At 58.3% G+C, this 19,391-nt stretch carries 21 protein-coding genes; 16 read left to right on the top strand and 5 right to left on the bottom strand.

What is annotated here, in order from left to right; all coding sequences use genetic code 11:
- Positions 1 to 86: 86 nt before the first annotated feature.
- Together mdh and BN1120_RS21685 are read left to right on the top strand one after the other, a co-directional pair.
- On the top strand, positions 87 to 1,022 hold the full coding sequence (gene mdh / locus BN1120_RS04325) for a malate dehydrogenase (RefSeq protein WP_010673076.1): 936 nt from the start codon (positions 87 to 89) through the stop codon (positions 1,020 to 1,022).
- Positions 1,023 to 1,418: 396 nt separating this feature from the next.
- Positions 1,419 to 2,009, top strand: a complete 591-nt coding sequence (locus BN1120_RS21685) for a tetratricopeptide repeat protein (RefSeq protein WP_042014973.1) — start codon at positions 1,419 to 1,421, stop codon at positions 2,007 to 2,009.
- 82 nt (positions 2,010 to 2,091) lie between these two features.
- On the opposite strand, the gene hmpA is transcribed toward BN1120_RS21685, so the two are convergent.
- The gene (gene hmpA, locus BN1120_RS04315; protein ID WP_042014901.1) at positions 2,092 to 3,285 is read right to left on the bottom strand and encodes an NO-inducible flavohemoprotein; all 1,194 of its coding nucleotides are present in this window, start codon (positions 3,283 to 3,285) and stop codon (positions 2,092 to 2,094) included.
- Between the two features lie 111 nt (positions 3,286 to 3,396).
- Between hmpA and BN1120_RS04310 the strand changes: the two genes are divergently transcribed.
- The gene (locus tag BN1120_RS04310; protein ID WP_042014900.1) at positions 3,397 to 3,864 is read left to right on the top strand and encodes an Rrf2 family transcriptional regulator; all 468 of its coding nucleotides are present in this window, start codon (positions 3,397 to 3,399) and stop codon (positions 3,862 to 3,864) included.
- Between the two features lie 30 nt (positions 3,865 to 3,894).
- Here BN1120_RS04310 and BN1120_RS04305 read toward each other — a convergent pair whose 3' ends face one another.
- Entirely contained in the window at positions 3,895 to 5,175 is a 1,281-nt protein-coding gene (locus BN1120_RS04305; protein ID WP_042014897.1) for an HlyC/CorC family transporter, read from the bottom strand.
- A 39-nt stretch (positions 5,176 to 5,214) separates the two neighbouring features.
- Positions 5,215 to 6,006, bottom strand: coding sequence for a cytochrome C assembly family protein (locus tag BN1120_RS04300; protein ID WP_039040017.1), 792 nt, complete (start codon positions 6,004 to 6,006; stop codon positions 5,215 to 5,217).
- A gap of 284 nt (positions 6,007 to 6,290) precedes the next feature.
- Between BN1120_RS04300 and ffh the strand changes: the two genes are divergently transcribed.
- The 5 genes from ffh to rplS all read left to right on the top strand — a co-directional run bounded on the left by ffh (position 6,291) and on the right by rplS (position 9,808).
- Positions 6,291 to 7,670: a signal recognition particle protein gene (gene ffh / locus BN1120_RS04295; protein ID WP_010673083.1), complete on the top strand. Its 1,380-nt coding sequence runs from the start codon at positions 6,291 to 6,293 to the stop codon at positions 7,668 to 7,670.
- A 179-nt stretch (positions 7,671 to 7,849) separates the two neighbouring features.
- Positions 7,850 to 8,098 (top strand): 30S ribosomal protein S16, encoded by a 249-nt coding sequence (rpsP, locus tag BN1120_RS20610; RefSeq protein WP_010673084.1) that lies wholly within the window; start codon positions 7,850 to 7,852, stop codon positions 8,096 to 8,098.
- 24 nt (positions 8,099 to 8,122) lie between these two features.
- Entirely contained in the window at positions 8,123 to 8,644 is a 522-nt protein-coding gene (gene rimM / locus BN1120_RS04290) for a ribosome maturation factor RimM (protein WP_039039979.1), read from the top strand.
- Positions 8,645 to 8,678: 34 nt separating this feature from the next.
- Positions 8,679 to 9,428 carry a tRNA (guanosine(37)-N1)-methyltransferase TrmD gene (trmD, locus tag BN1120_RS04285; RefSeq protein ID WP_010673086.1) on the top strand — a complete coding sequence of 250 codons (750 nt, stop codon included), beginning with the start codon at positions 8,679 to 8,681 and terminating at the stop codon, positions 9,426 to 9,428.
- Positions 9,429 to 9,460: 32 nt separating this feature from the next.
- A complete protein-coding gene (rplS, locus tag BN1120_RS04280; RefSeq protein WP_005313505.1) occupies positions 9,461 to 9,808 on the top strand; it encodes a 50S ribosomal protein L19 in 348 nt (115 codons plus the stop codon).
- Between the two features lie 102 nt (positions 9,809 to 9,910).
- On the opposite strand, the gene BN1120_RS04275 is transcribed toward rplS, so the two are convergent.
- Together BN1120_RS04275 and mutH are read right to left on the bottom strand one after the other, a co-directional pair.
- On the bottom strand, positions 9,911 to 10,240 hold the full coding sequence (locus BN1120_RS04275) for an isoamylase early set domain-containing protein (protein ID WP_010673087.1): 330 nt from the start codon (positions 10,238 to 10,240) through the stop codon (positions 9,911 to 9,913).
- Positions 10,241 to 10,323: 83 nt separating this feature from the next.
- Positions 10,324 to 10,998 carry a DNA mismatch repair endonuclease MutH gene (gene mutH, locus BN1120_RS04270; protein ID WP_042014896.1) on the bottom strand — a complete coding sequence of 225 codons (675 nt, stop codon included), beginning with the start codon at positions 10,996 to 10,998 and terminating at the stop codon, positions 10,324 to 10,326.
- Positions 10,999 to 11,729: 731 nt separating this feature from the next.
- On the opposite strand from mutH, the gene rppH reads away from it, so the two are divergent.
- The 8 genes from rppH to BN1120_RS04230 all read left to right on the top strand — a co-directional run bounded on the left by rppH (position 11,730) and on the right by BN1120_RS04230 (position 19,374).
- A complete protein-coding gene (rppH, locus tag BN1120_RS04265) occupies positions 11,730 to 12,257 on the top strand; it encodes an RNA pyrophosphohydrolase (RefSeq protein ID WP_010673089.1) in 528 nt (175 codons plus the stop codon).
- 13 nt (positions 12,258 to 12,270) lie between these two features.
- A complete protein-coding gene (gene ptsP / locus BN1120_RS04260; RefSeq protein WP_042014894.1) occupies positions 12,271 to 14,550 on the top strand; it encodes a phosphoenolpyruvate--protein phosphotransferase in 2,280 nt (759 codons plus the stop codon).
- Between the two features lie 66 nt (positions 14,551 to 14,616).
- Complete coding sequence (lgt, locus tag BN1120_RS04255; protein WP_039039982.1) at positions 14,617 to 15,441, top strand: prolipoprotein diacylglyceryl transferase; 825 nt, start codon at positions 14,617 to 14,619, stop codon at positions 15,439 to 15,441.
- On the top strand, positions 15,441 to 16,235 hold the full coding sequence (gene thyA / locus BN1120_RS04250) for a thymidylate synthase (protein WP_042014892.1): 795 nt from the start codon (positions 15,441 to 15,443) through the stop codon (positions 16,233 to 16,235). Before lgt ends, thyA begins: the two co-directional genes overlap by 1 nt.
- 277 nt (positions 16,236 to 16,512) lie before the next feature.
- Positions 16,513 to 17,703 (top strand): Na+/H+ antiporter NhaA, encoded by a 1,191-nt coding sequence (gene nhaA / locus BN1120_RS04245; protein WP_010673093.1) that lies wholly within the window; start codon positions 16,513 to 16,515, stop codon positions 17,701 to 17,703.
- 20 nt (positions 17,704 to 17,723) lie between these two features.
- The gene (locus BN1120_RS04240) at positions 17,724 to 18,104 is read left to right on the top strand and encodes a hypothetical protein (RefSeq protein ID WP_183149949.1); all 381 of its coding nucleotides are present in this window, start codon (positions 17,724 to 17,726) and stop codon (positions 18,102 to 18,104) included.
- The gene (gene nhaR, locus BN1120_RS04235) at positions 18,091 to 19,023 is read left to right on the top strand and encodes a transcriptional activator NhaR (RefSeq protein WP_010673095.1); all 933 of its coding nucleotides are present in this window, start codon (positions 18,091 to 18,093) and stop codon (positions 19,021 to 19,023) included. The genes BN1120_RS04240 and nhaR overlap by 14 nt, the downstream gene beginning before the upstream one ends.
- A 48-nt stretch (positions 19,024 to 19,071) precedes the next feature.
- Positions 19,072 to 19,374: an ArsR/SmtB family transcription factor gene (locus BN1120_RS04230; RefSeq protein WP_029313781.1), complete on the top strand. Its 303-nt coding sequence runs from the start codon at positions 19,072 to 19,074 to the stop codon at positions 19,372 to 19,374.
- Positions 19,375 to 19,391 lie beyond the last annotated feature (17 nt).

Genomic DNA, 19,391 nt, shown 5'->3' with positions numbered 1-19,391 from the left:
ATCCTTTAAGGTGAGGCGCACAATAAGAATCAGCATTAACCCAACTAGAAACAACCTTAAACCTACGCTTAGACATGGAGTTGATCATGAAAGTTGCCGTTCTGGGTGCCGCCGGTGGCATCGGCCAAGCCCTCGCTCTGCTGTTGAAAAACCGCCTGCCTGCCGGTTCCGAACTGAGCCTGTATGACATTGCCCCGGTCACTCCGGGCGTGGCGGCGGACCTGAGCCACATCCCGACTGACGTGAAAGTAAAAGGTTTCTGCGGTGAAGATCCGAGCCCGGCTCTGGTCGGCGCCGATGTCGTGCTGATCTCTGCCGGCGTGGCGCGCAAGCCCGGCATGGACCGTTCCGACCTGTTCAACATCAACGCCGGGATCGTCAAGAACCTGGTGGAAAAGTGCGCCGCTTCCTGCCCGAAAGCACTGATCGGCATCATCACCAACCCGGTCAATACCACGGTCGCCATCGCCGCCGAAGTGCTGAAGAAAGCCGGTGTCTATGACAAGCGTCGTCTGTTCGGCGTGACCACCCTGGATGTGATCCGTGGCGAGACCTTCGTGGCCGAAGCCAAGGGGCTGAACGTCGACAAGGTGCGTGTCAACGTCATCGGCGGCCACAGTGGCGTGACCATTCTGCCGCTGCTCTCCCAGGTTGAAGGCGCGTCTTTCACTGCTGAAGAAGTCGCCGCCATGACCAAGCGAATCCAAAATGCCGGTACCGAAGTGGTGGAAGCCAAGGCCGGTGGCGGTTCTGCCACTCTCTCCATGGGTCAGGCAGCCTGCCGTTTCGGTCTGTCGCTCATCAAGGGTCTGCAAGGGGAAGCCAACGTCATCGAGTGTGCCTATGTGGAAGGCAACGGTGAGCACGCCACCTTCTTCGCGCAGCCGGTGCTGCTCGGCAAGAACGGTGTCGAAACCGTGCTGGACTACGGCAAGCTGAGCGCCTTCGAGCAGGAAGCGATGGACAGCATGCTGGCCACCCTGAAGGCTGACATCCAGCTGGGCGTCGACTTCGTCAAGTAAGTCTCTACGTCGATCGCAAGGGGAGCCCAGGCTCCCCTTTGTCATTTTCGGGGTTGGGTGTAGCGGGCTAAGGAGATGGCCCTGGCTGCCGATAACAGAAGGCAGCAGGAGATCCCTATGATGAAACCAAGAACCCTCATCGCCATTATCGGTGTGTGCAGCTTCCCCTTGCAGGGGGCGGAGCCCACCTCGGCCGCCGCGCCCACCCAGGCGGTGGCGGTTGCTGCCGCGCCGCCATCCGCGGCGTTTGCACTCTTGTCACCGGCCTCATCATCGGCCCAGCCAGCCCTGACGCCAGCCTCTTCTGTCGCCACGCCATCCCTCTCTGTGTCAGCAGCGCCAGCCCAGGCGCCATCCGCATCCGCACCTGTACCGTCCGCACCGGCAGCTGCGCCGCTGCCCAGGGCGACGACGCAGGCATCCGCTGCTACGGGAGAGTTGCAGGCCGTGCCGCTCTATCGCCAGGACGAACTGCTCAACTGGATAGAGCAGGGACGCCATCTGGCCAGGGTGAAGCAGGACAGGTGCCAGCTCACCCAGGATATCGAGGCGCGGGCCTCGGTGATGAAGATCCCTGCCTATCAGTTCCTCTGGGGGGACATGCTGGCGTGGGGGGTTTGCACCAAGCCGGATGCCCAGATCGGAGTGCAGTACATGTGGGAGGCCGCCAACCAGGGGCTGGCGCCGGCGCTGGAACAGCTTGGCCGCTATTACTGGAAGGGGATCCTGGTTCAGAAGGATCTGGTGCGGGCCGAGACCCTGATGCGGGAAGCCGCGAGCCTCGGCTTCTTGCGGGCACAGATGGAGTGGGTGGAGATGTTGCTGCAGGGCATGGGGAGTCCGCTGGATTACGAGGAGGCGTATCACTGGCTGCACGGCGCCGTCATCGGTGACAGGGCCATGCACCAGAAGGCGGCGAGCCTGCTCAGCCGGCTCGGCAACCGGATGCCCGCCAATGCCATCGCCCGTGCCAAGGCGATGCACTGAGTCCTGATAGTCCGCTTTGATATTACAAGGCCCACGAAGCTGTGCTTGTGGGCCTTGTGCATTTTCCCGGTCAGGGGAGGGATCAGAGGTCCTGATGGGGGCCGAAGACCTCGTAGTGCATCCGCCCGGCAGGCACGCCCACATTCTCCAACTGAGCTTTGACTGCCTTCATGAACGGGACAGGGCCGCAGAAATAGTAGTGGGCGTCGGCCGGAATGAGGTCGGTGACCTGCTCCAGTGCCAGAGTGCCGCTGAAGTCGTAATCCTCTCCTTTGACATCCTGCTCCCCCGGCTCCCGATACCAGATCCGGCTCTCCAGTTTCCCGTGTTGCCTGCTCTTTGCCCGGATCTCGTCCCTGAACGCGTGGTGGGCGCCGTGTTCGCAGGCGTGAAGCCAGCGAATATCCATATCCGGGCCCTCGGCCAGCAAGTGGTTGAGCATGCTCAGCATGGGGGTGAGGCCGACCCCGGCGGAGATCAGCACCACGGGCGTGTCTGTCTCCTCTTGCAGGAAGAAGTCGCCGGCCGGCGGCATGATGTCGACCGTGTCACCGATGTGAAGATGATCATGCAACAGGTTGGAGGCCTGCCCCCTGGGTTCGCGCTTGACGGTGATGCGGTAGTCGCGGCCATTGGGGGCGTCCGAGAGGGAGTACTGGCGGATCTCCTGATGCTCGAGGGCGGGATGAACCAGCTTGATACTGAGATATTGACCCGGCTTGAAGCGCAGCACGGGCTTGCCGTCGACGGGGGCCAGCACGAAGGAGGTGACGAGTTCGCTCTCCTGGCGCTTCTCCCTGATGATGAAGGAACGGGTACCCTGCCAGCCCCCCTCCTGGCTTGCCTGCTCCCGGTAGAGCTCGCCCTCCCGGCCGATAAAGATGTCGGCCAGCACACCGTACGCCTTGCCCCAGGCGGTAAGGACCTCCTCCGTGACAGCGTTGCCACCCATTTCTTTGAGCGTGGCCAAGAGATGACTACCCACAATGTGATATTGTTCCGGCTGGATCAGGAAACCCGTGTGTTTGTGGGCGATGCGTTCAACGGCTCCGGCCAGGGCCCCCAGATTGTCAATGTTCCTGGCATAGGCCGCCACCGCACTGAACAGTGCCAAGGGCTGTCCCCCGCTACGCTGGTGAGCCAGGTTGAAGAGATCCTTCAACTCGGGATTGTGGCTGAACATGCGCTGATAAAAGTGCCGTGTGAGGTCAGGGCCCGCCGATTCGAGCAAAGGAATGGTGCTCTTGATGACGGCGATGGTTGCTTGGTCTAACATAGGAGGTCCTTTCTAATTGAACATCTGGAATGTCACTTATTAAGTTGCATCCTAAATGTTTAATTGATCTGGATCAATCATCAATTCTTCGCGCTAGGCGCTACAGGCACTATGAGACTAACGAGCTATACCGATTTTGGATTAAGAGCCCTGCTCTATCTGGCCACCCTGCCGGAGGGGGAACTGTCGAGCGTGGCCAAGGTATCCGCCTTGTACGACGTATCCCGCAACCACATGGTGAAGGTGGTGAACCAGTTGGTAAAACTGGGCTATCTGCAGTCACAACGCGGCAAGAATGGTGGCATCCGCATGGCGCGCTCCCCCGAAGAGATCAATATCGGGCAAGTGATCCGGGCGTTGGAAGGCAATCTGGATGGGATCGACTGCAGCTCCCCGGTCTGCCATATCGTCTCCGTCTGTCTGCTCAAAAGTGCCTTGAAGGAGGCGATGAACGCCTTCCTCGCGGTGATGGATGGTTATACGCTGCAGGATTTGCTGGCAAACCGTGACGAGTTGCAGCAGGTGTTCGGTGAGCTCATCCCCACTCTGGTGCTGGAGCCGGATGACGAGAGCGAGTGAAACAAAAAGGCTGCCATTGGCAGCCTTTTTTCAATCCTCGTACCCTGAATCGTCCCGGTACAGGTGCGGCATGATCCTCGCCATCTTCACCATGTTGTTCTCCACTTCGAGAATCTCGATAGGGTAGCCCGCCAGCCTGACACTGATGTTGGGTTGGGGGATCTCCTCAAGGTACTCCAGGATGGCGCCATTGAGGGTCCGTGGGCCGTCCATGGGCAGGTGCCAGTCCATCTCCTTGTTCAGCTCGCGGATGCTGGCGGAGCCTTCGACCAGGAAGGAGCCGTCCGGCTGGGGATGGATCTCGTCACTCGGGGTCGGTGTCATGGAGGTGGTGAAGTCACCGACAATCTCTTCCAGGATGTCGTCCAGAGTGATCAGCCCCTGAATATCGCCATATTCGTCGACGATAAGGCCAATTCGCTCCTTGTTGCGCTGGAACTTGGCCAACTGCACGTTGAGGGGGGTCCCCTGGGGGATGAAATAGATGGGGTCGACTTCCCGCAGCAGGCTGGACTTGCTGAACTGATCCCGGGCGACCAGTCTCAGGGCGTCCCGTGAGTGCAGGAAGCCGACGACGTCATCGATGTTGTCGCGATAGAGCAGGATCTTGGTGTGGGCGCAGTGGGCCAGCTGGCGCAGTATGATCTTCCAGTCGTCATTGATGTCGATGGCGGAGATCTCGCTGCGCGGGACCATGATGTTCTCCACCGTCATCTTGTCGAGATCCAGAATGCTGATCAGCATCTCCTGATGGCGCTGGGGGATGAGGCTGCCGGCCTCGTTGACGATGGTGCGCAGCTCTTCGGTGTTGAGGGAGTCATCCTTGCGGTGTTCGAGGCGCAGCAGCTTGAGCAACAGGTTGGTGATGCTGTTGATGAGCCAGACCAGGGGGGCGAAGGGCACCATCAGCCCCTTGAGGACCCAGGAGGCGGGGTAGGCTATGCGCTCGGGAAACATGGCCGCGAGCGTCTTGGGGGTGACTTCCCCGAATACCAGTACCACCAGGGTCAGCCCGAAGGTGGCAATGGCGACGCCGAGATCCCCGAACAGCCGGATGCAGACGATGGTCGCGATGGCGGAGGCCAGGATGTTGACCAGATTGTTGCCGATGAGAATGAGGCCAAGCAGGCGGTCCGGCCTGGCCAGCAGCTTCTCGACCCGGCGGGCAGCCTTGTGCTTGGTCTGGGCCAGATGCCGCAGCTTGTAGCGGTTGAGCGACATCAGACCGGTTTCGGAACTGGAGAAGAAGGCTGACAAAAGGATCAAGATAACGAGAACAATCAGCAATGTACTCGTTGAGATACTGTCCAAGAAGGGCTCCTGTAAGGATGGTTGGGGAATGTTCGTATGTCAGCTAAGCAGCACTTCCTTGACGAAGCGGCTGCCAAAATAGGCCAGTGTCAGGATGAAGCTGCCGATGAGGCTCAGCATGATGACCTTGCGGCCGCGCCAGCCACGGGTATGGTGGCCCCAGAGCAGCAGAGCGTAGACGCACCAGGCCAGGATAGAGAGGATGGCCTTGTGGGACTTGCCCTGGGCAAACATGTCTTCCAGGAAGAACAGGCCGGATGCGATGGAGAGGGTCAGCAGCAGCAGACCTGCGGAAATGAGCTGAAACAGGCGCTTCTCCACTGTCATCAGCGGTGGCATGGCTGGCAGGTGGCTGATCTTTCTGGATTTCAGTTGCCTGTCCAGGCAGGCAAGCTGGAGGGCAAACAAGCAGGCGATCATCAGTACCGAATAGGCCATCAGCGCGAGGCCTATGTGCAGCAGTAACTGGGGGTGCGCTTCCAGATGGGTGATGTAGCGCCCGGGAATGAGCGCGCTGGCTGCCAGCAGCAGGGCTGAAAAACTGTAGACGACGGGCAGCAGGATCCAGCCGTTGAAGCGTCGGGTGACGCAGGTCATGAAGCAACTGATGATAAGGCTGACCAGGGACGCCACGTTCAACATGCTGAGATTCTGGCCGGAATGGGTGGCCAGCACTTCGCTGCCCACCGCCATGCCATGGGCGGTCAGGGCCAGGCCGACACAGGCGAACAGCGATACTTGCCCGACGGGCTTGGCGCTGAGCAGCAGGTGCAGTGAAGCGATGATGGCCAGCAGGTAAAACGCCAGGGCCAGAACAGAGATCACGATCATAACCAGGTCGTTGTCAAACAAGCTTTATGGATAAGAGGGGCAGTATACCTTGCACAAGATATGCTCGCCAGTTGTGCCAGAGGCTAACTGCCCACATATAAGTAGGCGTTGATGGTCACCGTGCGGCGAATAATCGTCCTCCGGCGTTGACTGGGGTATACTGCCCTCCATTGTTGACCTGCCCGCTCGATGGCAGGCCGCCGCGGCAAGCGGCGAGTAATCGTCCCTAGAGTGCTGACCGGGGTATAATGCCCTCAGTGTCACGCCAAGAACCGGAAAGCGTCATGTTTGAGAATTTGACTGAACGACTCTCGCGCACCCTGCGCAACGTCAGCGGCCGCGGCCGTCTGACCGAAGAGAACATCAAGGATACCCTGCGCGAAGTCCGCATGGCGTTGCTCGAGGCGGACGTCGCCCTGCCGGTGGTGCGCGATTTCGTGGCGCGCGTTAAGGAACGTGCCGTGGGCCAGGAAGTGGCCAAATCCCTGAGCCCGGGCCAGGCCTTCATCAAGATCGTCCATGGCGAACTGGTCACCGTGATGGGGGAGGCCAACGAACAGCTCAACCTGGCTGCCCAGCCGCCGGCCATTATCCTGATGGCAGGTCTTCAGGGGGCCGGTAAGACCACTACGGTCGGCAAACTGGCCAAACTGCTCAAGGAGCGCAGCAAGAAGAAGGTGCTGGTGGTCAGTGCGGACGTCTACCGTCCGGCGGCGATCAAGCAGCTTGAGACCCTTGCGGGCGACATCGGTGTCGACTTCTTCCCGAGTGATGCCAGCCAGAAACCGATCGCCATTGCCACTGCTGCCATCGATCAAGCGCGCAAGAAGTTCTATGACGTGGTGATCGTCGATACTGCCGGTCGTCTGCACGTCGATGGCGAAATGATGGCGGAGATCCAGGATCTGCACGCCACCATCAAGCCGGTCGAAACCCTGTTCGTGGTGGATGCCATGACAGGCCAGGATGCTGCCAATACCGCCAAGGCCTTCAACGAAGCGCTGCCGCTCACCGGTGTGATCCTTACCAAGGCAGACGGTGATGCCCGCGGTGGTGCCGCACTGTCGGTTCGCCATATCACCGGCAAGCCGGTCAAGTTCATCGGTATGGGCGAGAAGACCGACGCGCTGGAGCCGTTCCATCCGGATCGTCTCGCCTCCCGCATCCTCGGCATGGGGGATGTGCTCTCTCTCATCGAAGAGGTGGAGCGCAACGTCGATAAAGAGAAGGCGGCCAAGCTGGCCAGCAAGGTCAAGAGCGGCAAGGGCTTCGACCTGGAAGACTTCCGTGAGCAGCTGGCCCAGATGCGCAACATGGGTGGCATGATGGGGATGCTCGACAAGCTGCCCGGCATGTCCGGCCTGCCGGACAACATCAAGGATCAGATGGATGACAAGCTCACCGTGCGGATGGAGGCCATCATCAGCTCCATGACGCCGAAAGAGCGTGCCCATCCCGATCTCATCAAGGGCTCCCGCAAGCGCCGCATCGCTGCGGGCTCCGGCATGCAGGTCCAGGATGTGAACAAGCTGCTCAAGCAGTTCACTGAGATGCAGCGCATGATGAAGAAGATGTCCGGCAAGGGCGGCATGCGCAAGATGATGGGCCAGATGAAGAACATGCTGCCCCCCGGATTCGGTGGTGGCGGTCGCGGTCCGTTCTGATTTTCCTGCTGGTCAGGCAGAAAGGCTCACCCTTGTGAGCCTTTTTCATGCCAATCCCTGCGCAAAAAATAGCTGGCTTGGTTGCAATTATTACGAATCCAAGTAGAATTACGCGGCTTATTTTAAGCTAGGGTCTGCGTATTTGCAGGCCTTGTTCATTAGATGTTTATGAGGACGATATGGTAACCATTCGTTTACAACGTGGTGGCGCGAAAAAGCGTCCGTTCTACCAGGTAGTAGTTGCTGACAGCCGTAACGCCCGTGACGGTCGTTTCATCGAGCGCGTCGGTTTCTTCAACCCGGTTGCTGCTGGTAACGCTGAAAAGCTGAACCTGGACCTGGCTCGTATCGAGCATTGGGTTGCTACTGGTGCCGCTGTTTCTGACCGCGTTGCCAAGCTGATCAAAGACGCTGCCAAAGCTGCTTAATCAGCCAAACGGTAGGGAGTTAAGGTGGAAAAACCTGTAGTTCTGGGCACCCTGGGGACCGTTTACGGAATCAAGGGCTGGCTTAAAGTGAACTCCTTCACCGATGTTGCCGAAGCGATTTTCGATTACAACCCCTGGCTGATCAATCAGAACGGGGCGTGGCGTGAAATCCGGGTGTCATCCTGGAAGCGTCACAACAAGGGTCTGATCTGCAAACTCGATGGTATCGATGTGCGTGAGGATGCCCTGGCATTGACCAACGTCGAGATTGGCGTCCCCGCCGATCTGTTGCCTGCGTTGCCCGAAGGGGAGTTCTACTGGCGTGACCTCATTGGTTGCACCGTGGTAACCACTAAGGGATACGACCTGGGCAAGGTGACCGAATTGATGGAAACCGGCTCCAACGATGTGTTGGTGGTTGAGGCCAATGTAAAAGATGCCTTTGGTGCAAAGGAGCGGTTGATACCGTTCCTGGAAGAGCAGGTGATCAAGAATATTGATCTGACTGCTCGAACAATCGAAGTTGATTGGGATCCTGGTTTCTAGTTTCCCGCGCTAACACGGGTGCCGGAGGTTTCTTATGTGGATTGGGGTCATTAGCCTCTTCCCGGAAATGTTCCGAGCCATTACCGAGCACGGGGTAACGGGTCGGGCCGTCAAGAGTGGCCTGCTGCAGATTGAGTGCTGGAACCCTCGGGACTTCACCCACGACAAACACCGTACGGTCGATGATCGTCCTTATGGTGGTGGGCCCGGGATGTTGATGATGGTTCAGCCGCTGCGTGATGCCATTCATGCAGCCAAGCAAGCGGCGGGAGACGGGGCGAAAGTCATCTATCTCTCTCCTCAGGGACGCAAGCTGACTCAAGCGGGCGTAACCGAGTTGGCGACGAATCAGAAACTGATTCTGGTCGCCGGTCGATACGAAGGTATCGATGAGCGCGTGATACAAACCGAAGTCGACGAAGAGTGGTCTATCGGAGATTACGTGTTAAGTGGTGGCGAGTTGCCTGCCATGACCCTGATCGATGCGGTTTCGCGTCTGGTCCCGGGGGTCTTGGGTGATCAGGCCAGTGCCGAGCAGGACTCCTTCACGGATGGGCTGCTGGATCATCCCCACTATACTCGGCCGGAGGTGTTGGATGGGCTGACGGTGCCCGAGGCGCTGACAAGCGGCAATCACGAAGTGATTCGGCGCTGGCGACTCAAGCAATCGCTCGGACGAACCTGGCAGAGAAGGCCGGAACTTATTAACAACCTAGCTCTGACTGACGAGCAAGAATCACTTCTTGCCGAGTATGTCCGCGAAGTGCGTGACAGCGTTAAGTAGAGTTTTCAGTTTATCCTAGGTAAGGAAAGACAATGAGCAAGATTATTCAGCAGCTTGAACAAGAGCAACTGCGTACCGACATCCCGGCTTTTGCCCAGGGCGACACCGTACGTGTTCAAGTTCGTGTTAAAGAAGGTGGTAAAGAGCGTCTGCAGGCTTTCGAAGGCATCGTGATTGCCAAGCGTAACCGCGGTCTGCACTCTGCTTTCACCGTTCGCAAGATCTCCAACGGCGAAGGTGTTGAGCGTGTATTCCAGACTCACTCTCCGCTGATCCACAGTGTAGAACTGAAGCGTCGTGGTGATGTTCGCCGCGCCAAACTGTACTACCTGCGCAACCTGTCCGGCAAAGCTGCTCGTATCAAAGAGAAGCTCAACTAATTCGATTCGAATTGGTGTCGGTATGTCGGCGAAAAGCTCGACAGGTAGTGAAAAGGCTCGCCAATGGCGAGCCTTTTTTGTATCCGTGTGCGGGGTATTGGCTCAACCGGGCTGGCTGACCCGCACCACAGAGTTGTCACGCCCGAAGGGGCCAGGCACGTAGTCGTCCGCCTCCCAGTCGTTGTCATAAAGAGTTTCACCATCGGGTTGCACTAGCTGATAGCAATACTCGAAATGGCTGGGGCCATCGGTCGGCAGGTTGAGTGTCGCCTTGAACTCCCCGTTTTTCATCCTCTTCAGTTCAATGGGCTGCCACTGGCTGAATTCACCCAGCAGCAAGACCTGCTCGGCATCACCGGCGGCCTCCTTTTCGACGGCAAAGGTCACCTTGACCTCGGGACGGGATTTGAGGAATTGCTTGTTGATCGGCATATGGACTCCTTGTCACTGGCTGCGAAGAAAGTAGTGCTGGTTATTTTTATATCACTTTATGACAAGGATGTTGATAAACAGGATCAAAGGGGGAGGGCAAAATGGCGCTGCAGGAGCTGATGGGTGAACTCGATCTTGAGGTAGAAGCCCCGTGGTAGCGTCATGATGGGTTGGCCATTGCGGCCGATGGCGCGGGTCAGCGCCTTGCTGTTGGCCGCCTTGGGGCGCAGCTGCAATACCTGGCCGTGGCGGGCGCTGATCTGCTCCACTTCCCCCAGCACTATCATGTCCATCAGCTCTTCCCAGTCCTGGCGCAGCAGTCCTTCTTCCTCTTCATTCGGGCTCCACAGCAGCGGCATGCCGACGCGACGGTCGCCGACAGGGATGTCGCGGCTGCCTTCCACCGGGATCCAGAGCACCCGCGACAGCTTGTTGCGCACGTTCGACTCCTCCCAGCGCTGGCCGCTGACCCCGATGAGGGGGGCCACGCAGACAAAGGTGGTTTCCAGCGGGCGCCCTTGAGGATCGACGGGGATCGTCTTGAGCTCGATACCGAGATCCGGAAAATCCTGCTCGGGACGGCTACCTGCACTGGCCCCCAGCTGCCACTCGATCAACTGCCCTGTCCAGCCCTTGTCACGCCTGAGATCCCGTGGTACGGGGATGCCCGCCGTTGCGGCAAGCTGGGCCAGAGTGAAGCCAGCCATGGCGTAGGCTCGACTGAGCAGCTCTTGTTCTGACTGGGGATTGGCAGGCATGAGGGCTCCTCTGGAGATAATAGACATCGCAATACGGATCCTTGCATGGTATCGCTGATTTTATAACCGATCCTCGCCCGACTATACACAGGGAGACATGGATGGCCAAATTCAACATATCTAAATGATTTTAAAGGGTTTTACTTTATTTATCCAGTATGTTGGCCCGCCGGATCCCCGCATAAACGAGTTGTCCAAGGGTTTGTGCGAGCTGTTGCACACAGTTATCCACAGAAATCTTGGATAACTGGCGTAAAGTGGTGAAAGGAAGTGTGGCACCAGAAATAAATGTGAGAGTACGCCGATTTTCAGCGCCATTTCGGTGCAGATAATGCGCCATATCTGTGGATAAATCCGTCTTGGTGGATCTTTGAGCAGTCGAACTTGTTCACAATTGACAGGCTGGATCCTCTTAGGCAAAAGACATGGATCTTGATCCAGCAATTAAACTATAACCTTATGTATTTAAATGTATATTTTGTTTTTAAGTGAATCGGGTATGATATGCTTCCGTGCAATGCCACAGTATAAAACTACTGTATATACCTGCTTGATCACAGGTTTATGCACAGTCTGGGTGGGCAACTTGCCTAGCATGAACCTTCAATTTGTTTATAACTTTGCTTGAAATGCCAAGTTATTCATGAATGGAAGATGACAGTCCCTGTTTGCCGCCACGGGGTGAATGTGGAACAATCTCGTTATAGATTCAGCCTTTATAAGGTGATCACGTGATAGATGGTGACGGATTTCGTCCCAATGTCGGCATCGTGATCTGTAACCGTGACGGACAAGTATTGTGGGCTAAGCGCTATGGGCAGCACTCCTGGCAGTTTCCGCAGGGGGGGGTTGATGATGGTGAATCGCCGGAGCAGGCCATGTATCGTGAGCTGTATGAGGAGATAGGCCTCAAGCAGGACGATGTGACCATACTGGCGACCAGTCGCAACTGGCTGAAGTATCGCTTACCCAAACGACTCGTCCGCTGGGACAGTTCACCGGTCTGTATTGGCCAGAAGCAGAAATGGTTTTTGTTGCAGCTCGATCCTGGCAAAGAGTCCAGGATCCAGTTTGGCTGTCATGGTCACCCGGAATTTGATGATTGGCGTTGGGTCAGCTTCTGGTACCCGGTTCGTCAGGTCGTCTCCTTCAAGCGGGAGGTTTACCGCCGGGTGATGAAGGAGTTTGCCCCGCTGGCCATGCCAGTCCCCGTGGTGCAGGCGAACCGAAAAGATGGGCGGCGCAACCGCTCGCGTTAAGGAGCACAACTAGTTGCTGACGGAACTCAGACGCATCGTGGAAAGCATGGCCGAGGCCAACACCCTCGAACAGGCCTTGCAAGCATTGGTGAGCCAGACCCGGCTCGCCATGACGGTGGACTGCTGCTCCGTCTATGTAGCCGAGCCGGACATGCGCCGCTATCGACTGGCTGCGACCGATGGTCTGGCCGAATCGGCCGTGGGCAAGGCCACCCTGCCGTTCGAGCAGGGTATCGTCGGCCTGGTGGGTCAGCGTGAAGAGCTGATCAACCTGGCCGATGCCCCCTCTCACCCCAGTTTCAAGTTCCTGCCCGATGTGGCGGAAGAGGCGTTTCGCTCCTTCCTCGGCGCTCCCATCATGCATCAGCGTCAGGTGGTGGGGATTCTGGTCGTGCAGCAGAAGGAGAGCCGCCTCTTCGATGAGGGGGAGGAGTCCTTCATGGTCACCCTGGCAGCTCAGCTGGCTGCCCGCATCGCCCAGGCCCAGGCCAAGGGGTGGCTGCAGAAGACCGACTGGAGCAAGCCGCTGCGCGGTATTGCCGGGGCGAGTGGCATCGCCATCGCCAAGGCCTGGGTGTGGCGTCCGCGCAAGGCGCTCAATACCATCACGCCGCGCAAGGATGAGGATCATGCCAAGCAGCTTGCCCGTCTCGAGCTGGCGGTGGAGGAAGTGCGCCATGATCTGGAGAGCCTGGCGCTGCGCTTTCGCGAGAGCTACAGCCAGGATTCGGTCGCCATTTTCGACATCTATCTGCACCTGCTGAACGATCCCGGCTACATCAAGCCGATCCGCAACAAGGTCAGCAAGGAGCACTGGACCGCCATCTCCGCGGTCAAGCTCATCAGCGATCGGCTGATAGAGCAGTTCAAGGGGATGAAGGATCCCTACCTGCGGGAGCGCTCCACCGATGTGAAAGACATCGCCCAGCGGCTCATCAGCCGGCTGGTGCAGGACGAACCCGAGCAGCTCACCATCGGCGAGCCGGTGGTGCTGGTCGCCGACGAGGTGACCGCCACCATACTCGCCGAGATCCCGCGGGAGTTTCTGAGCGGCGTGGTGTCCCTCAAGGGGGGAACCAACTCCCATGCCGCCATCCTGGCCCGTGCCATGGGGGTGGCGGCCATCATGGGGGTGGATCTGCCCCTCGGTGATATCGGCGGTCGCACTCTGGTCATCGATGGCTACAGCGGCGATCTCTTCATCGAACCCAACCAGGTGATCCTGACCGAGTACCGGCAACTGCTGAGTGAGGAGCGGGCACTCGACACCCTGGTGCGCAGCGTCGACAACCAGCCCTCCGAGACCGCCGACGGCACCAAGGTCTCTCTGCTGCTCAACGCAGGGCTGAGTGCGGATACCGAGATCTCCCTCAATCATCTGGCGGACGGGGTCGGGCTCTATCGCACCGAGATCCCCTTCATGCTGCAGGACAGCTTCCCTTCGGAGTGGGAGCAGACTGCCCGCTATCGCGGGATCCTGGAAACCTATCGGGATCGCCCGGTTTGCATGCGGACTCTGGATGTGGGGGGGGACAAGCAACTGCCCTATTTCCCCATCGTGGAGGAAAATCCCTTCCTTGGTTGGCGGGGGATCCGGCTCACCCTGGATCACCCCGAGCTCTTCCTGGTTCAGCTCAAGGCCATGTTGCGGGCCAGCGAAGGGCTGGACAATCTGGCCATCATGCTGCCGATGATCAGCAGCGTCAGTGAAATCAAGGCCTCCCGTCGTCTGCTGGATCAGGCGTGGCGCGAGGTGTCGGAAGAAGCGGCCAGCCGCGATGCGGTGATCCGCTACCCCAGTCTCGGAGTGATGATCGAAGTCCCCTCCGCGCTGTACATCCTGCCGGAGATGGCGCCGCTCATCGACTTCTGGTCGGTGGGCAGCAACGACCTGACTCAGTACCTGCTGGCGGTGGATCGCAACAATGCCCGTGTCGCCAGCATCTACGATGCCTTCCATCCCGCGGTGATCCGTGCTTTGCAACTGTTGGTCGATGCCTCTCAGCGCTATCACAAGCCGGTCTCTGTTTGTGGCGAGCTGGCTGGCGATCCGGTCGGAGTGCTGCTGCTGCTGGCCATGGGCTATCGTCGTTTCAGCATGAATACCCACAACATCTCCCGCATCAAGTACGTGCTGCGCCAGTCCCACCTTGACGAGCTCACGGCCCTGATGAGCGATGGCCTCAAACACGACAACCCCCATGTGCTGCGCGGCCTGTTTGCCCGCTATCTGGAAGAGCACGGTCTGGGCGGATTGCTGCGGGCTGGGCACAAGGTCAGGCTGCCCGATTGATATTCCGTCTTGTTACTGCGTAAGAATGATCGGAGAATGCGGCTTTTCTTATGATTGGGGCCGCCTATGCAGCACGACGGATATTGGGTTTTCTCGCAGATTGATCCCGTAGCATTCAGTTTGGGACCATTATCGGTACGCTGGTATGGTCTCATGTACCTGTTCGGTTTTGCCTTCGCCATGTGGCTGGCTGGTCGCCGTGCCGATGCACCCAACAGCGGCTGGACCCGCAACGAGGTCTCGGATCTGCTGTTCTACGGCTTCCTCGGGGTGATCCTGGGAGGGCGCATCGGTTACGTGCTGTTCTATAACTTCGATCTCTTCCTCGCAGACCCGACCTATCTGTTCAAGATATGGACCGGTGGCATGTCGTTCCACGGTGGCCTCATCGGGGTGATCACCGCCATGATCTGGTTTGCCCACAAAACCCAGCGCCACTTCTTCACCGTGGCGGATTTCGTGGCGCCGCTGATTCCGTTTGGCCTCGGTGTTGGCCGCATCGGCAACTTCATGAACGGCGAGCTGTGGGGTCGGGTGACCGATGTCCCCTGGGCCATCATCTTCCCCGAGGCTGGCCCCGAGCCGCGTCACCCGTCCCAGCTTTACCAGTTCGCGCTGGAAGGGGTGGTGCTCTTCATCATCCTGAACCTGTTCTGGCGCAAGCACCCACCCCGTGGCGCCATTTCCGGGATGTTCCTGCTCTTCTACGGTCTGTTCCGCTTCCTGGTGGAGTTTGTTCGTCAGCCTGACAGCCAGCTGGGTCTCTACTTCAACGAGATCAGCATGGGCCAGATCCTCTCTACCCCGATGATAGTGGCGGGTGCGCTCATGGTCTGGGCCGCCTATAAGCAGCCCCGTCTGTTCGGCAATGCACCCAAGGAGGCGAAGTAATGCGTGCCTATCTCGACCTGATGCAGAAAATTCTGGATGAAGGGACCGTCAAATCCGATCGCACCGGGACCGGGACCGTCTCCCTGTTCGGTCATCAGATGCGCTTCAATCTGGCGGAAGGATTCCCGCTGGTGACCACCAAGAAGTGCCACCTGCGCTCCATCATTCACGAGCTGCTCTGGTTCCTCAACGGCGATACCAACACCGCCTATCTGAAAGAGCACGGTGTCAGCATCTGGGACGAGTGGGCCGACGAGCACGGTGATCTGGGGCCTGTCTATGGTGCCCAGTGGCGCTCCTGGCCGGCGGCCGATGGGTCTGTCATCGACCAGATCCAGAAGGCGGTGGATGACATCCAGCACAACCCGGATTCCCGCCGCATCATCGTCTCCGCCTGGAACGTGGGCGAGCTGGACAAAATGGCGTTGGCACCCTGCCACGCCTTCTTCCAGTTCTATGTGGCGGATGGCAAGCTCTCCTGCCAGCTCTACCAGCGCAGTTGTGATGTCTTCCTTGGCCTGCCGTTCAACATTGCCAGCTATGCGCTGCTGACCCACATGATGGCGCAGCAGTGCGATCTGGAAGTGGGGGACTTTGTCTGGACCGGCGGCGACGTGCACCTCTACTCCAACCACATGGAGCAGACGGCACTGCAACTCACCCGCGAGCCGCGCCCTTTGCCGCAACTGGTGATCAAGCGCAAACCTGACTCCATCTTCGATTACAGATTCGAGGATTTCGAGATCCAGGGCTATGATCCCCATCCTGGGATCAAGGCGCCTGTCGCCATTTGAGTAGGTTATGAGTACGGGGCGAGCCCCGTCTCTCAGGTGACGATGAATCTACACTCAGCTATTAGAGGCGCCTGCGGGCGCCTTTTTGCATTTTTGTGAATTAATATGCAATTTTCGGGCTGGGAGGCGGCTCCTGAAAAGGGGAGATAACCTGCTTATAGCAGGCATTATTCGTTTTGCTTTCGGTTTTTTCGTTGTTATCAGCCGTAAGAAACGATTTTTCATTGAGCTACTCGAGCCCTAGACTGAAAAGATGCAATTTTATGGGTAGTTAGATATGAGCGATGTATTCAAGCGTTTTCTCAAACTGGAGTCCGCTTCCGGGATCATTCTGATCCTGGCCGCCCTGCTTGCCATCGGCCTGGCCAATTCGGCACTGGCGCAACACTATCAGAGCTTCCTCAATACCGAGGTGCAGGTTCGCATCGCGGCGCTCGATATCAACAAGCCGCTGCTGCTCTGGATCAATGATGGCTTCATGGCGATCTTCTTCCTGCTGGTGGGTCTCGAGGTGAAGCGAGAGATGCTGGAGGGAGCGCTTTCCTCCCGGGTGCAGGCAACCTTCCCGGCCATTGCTGCCGTGGGGGGCATGTTGGCACCGGCACTCATCTATAGCTTCTTCAACTACGGGGACGAGGCTACCCGTGCTGGCTGGGCGATTCCGGCCGCAACCGACATCGCCTTCGCTCTCGGGGTCATGGCGCTGCTGGGCAAGCGGGTACCGACCAGCCTCAAGGTCTTCTTGCTGGCGCTGGCTATCATGGACGATCTGGGGGTCATCATCATCATTGCCCTCTTCTACACCCAGCAACTGTCGCTGACTGCGCTGGCGATAGGTGTGGTGGCCACCCTGGCCTTGCTCTGGATGAATCGCCGTGGTGAGGACAGGATTGGACTCTATATGCTGGTCGGCCTGGTGCTCTGGGTTGCCGTGCTCAAGTCCGGTGTCCATGCGACCCTGGCGGGGGTCATCGTGGGCTTCATGATCCCCCTCAACGGCAAGCGTTACGCATCGCCACTCAAGCATCTGGAGCATGTGCTGCACCCCTGGAGCGCCTTCCTGATCCTGCCACTGTTCGCTTTCGCCAACGCCGGGGTATCGCTGGAGGGGATCTACTTCTCGGCTCTGCTCAATCCGCTCCCCATGGGGATCATACTGGGGCTCTTCGTCGGCAAGCCGCTCGGGATTTTCACCATCAGCTGGCTGGCAGTGAAATCAGGCATTGCCCAACTGCCGCAAGGAGTGAACTTCAGACAGATCTTTGCCGTCAGCATTCTGTGTGGCATCGGCTTTACCATGTCGATGTTTATCGCATCGCTGGCATTCGAGCATGGCGGACTGGACTACGGCAGCTACTCGCGCCTCGGGATCCTGGCAGGTTCCACACTCGCGGCTGTGATCGGTTACATCGCCCTGCGGATATCGCTGCCCAATCGGGAGGCGAATCAAAGTACGGAGGGGTTATGAGAAAACTAGGATGGTTAGTCATGCTGGCGAGCCCTGCAATCTGGGCGAATAGCCTGGTTGATTGTCAGCGGGATGCCACCTCGGCAAGTTGTTCTGCCTATCTCAACGGGGTGGTCGACAGCGCACTCATGCTGGGGGACTCACAGGTAAAAGCCCGGTTCGGAGAGACCTTCGCCGAACGGGCACTGAGCAGTCGTGCCGGCGAGCGAGTCAAGCTGTCCAACAAGCGCTATTGCACCGAGCGAATGCCGGATGCTGGTCGTCTCAAGGCCCATCTGCAGGCACAGTTCGACGCGAACAAGGTTGACTCGATCAGCGACATGTATGACATTCTGGCGGTTGAACTCAGCTGCTACCGGAGCCCGCCTGGTGCGGGAACCCCATCGGATGTCACACCTTAACTACAACCATCTCTACTATTTTTGGATGACTCAGAAGAAGGGCTCCGTCACGCAGGCGGCGGAAGCCCTCTTTTTGACCCCACAGACCGTGACCGGTCAGATCAAACTGCTTGAGCAGCGTCTTGGCGGCAAGTTGCTGATCAGAAAGGGGCGCTCCCTTGAGGCCACCGAGCTTGGCCAACTGGTGTTTCGCTATGCGGACAAGATGTTCAGCCTCTCCTACGAGATGCTGGATATCGTCAACTACCGCAAGGAGAGCCAGATCCTGTTCGATGTGGGCATCGCCGACGCTCTCTCCAAGCGTCTTGCCAGCCGGGTACTGCTCTCCGTGATCCCCAATGACGGTTCCATTCACCTGCGCTGCTTCGAGTCGACCCATGAACTGCTCCTGGAGCAGTTGAGTGAGCACAAGCTCGACATGATCCTCTCTGATTGCCCGGTGGACTCCAGCCAGCATGCCGGGTTGCTGTCCAAGCGTCTGGGGGGATGCGGCGTCAGTTTCTTCTGCAAGGCGCCTCTGCCCTCCCAGCCTTTCCCTGCTTGCCTGGAAGAGCGCAAGCTGCTCATCCCGGGCCGTCGCACCGCCATGGGTCGTCAACTGACCCAGTGGTTCGAGCAGCAGGGGATTTCCCCCAGTATTCTGGGAGAATTCGATGATGCGGCGCTGATGAAGGCGTTCGGCTTCTTCAACCAGGGCATCTTCATGGCTCCGACCATCTATCGGGAAGAGATCCTGGAGGGGGAGGAGGTGATGCTGCTAGGTGAAACCCAGGATCTGATGGAGGAGTATTACGTCATCTTTGCCGAGCGGATGATCCAACATCCTGCGGTCAAGCGAGTATGCGAGAGTGATTTCTCCTTCCTCTTTGCCGGGCAGGAGGATTTCACGGCCATTCAGCCGGCAAGCCTCTCGTTTTAAATCGACGGTGACGGCGCTATGATGCCTGTCTTGGAAGAGGAGGGTGAGATGCAATTGGAAGAGATGGAAGCGAATGCCGGGCGTGCCGTCACCCTGCTCAAGGCATTGGCCAATGAGCGACGGCTGTTTATCTTGTGCCAGTTGCTGGATAGGGAGCTGTCGGTCGGCGAGCTGAACGAGGTATTGGGATTGAGCCAGTCAGCCATGTCGCAGCATCTGGCGGTGTTGCGCCGGGATGAGCTAGTGGCGACGAGGAAGGAAGCCCAGACGGTCTATTATTCCCTGCGCAGCCATGAAGTGCGTGAGATGATCGGACTGTTGCACAGACTGTACTGTAGCGACCCCAAATAAAAAACCGGCACTAGGCC

Source organism: Aeromonas caviae (assembly GCF_000819785.1).
GTDB lineage: Bacteria > Pseudomonadota > Gammaproteobacteria > Enterobacterales > Aeromonadaceae > Aeromonas > Aeromonas caviae.
The sequence above is the reverse complement of the archived record's forward strand: the minus strand, read 5'-3'. Positions and strand labels throughout refer to the sequence as shown.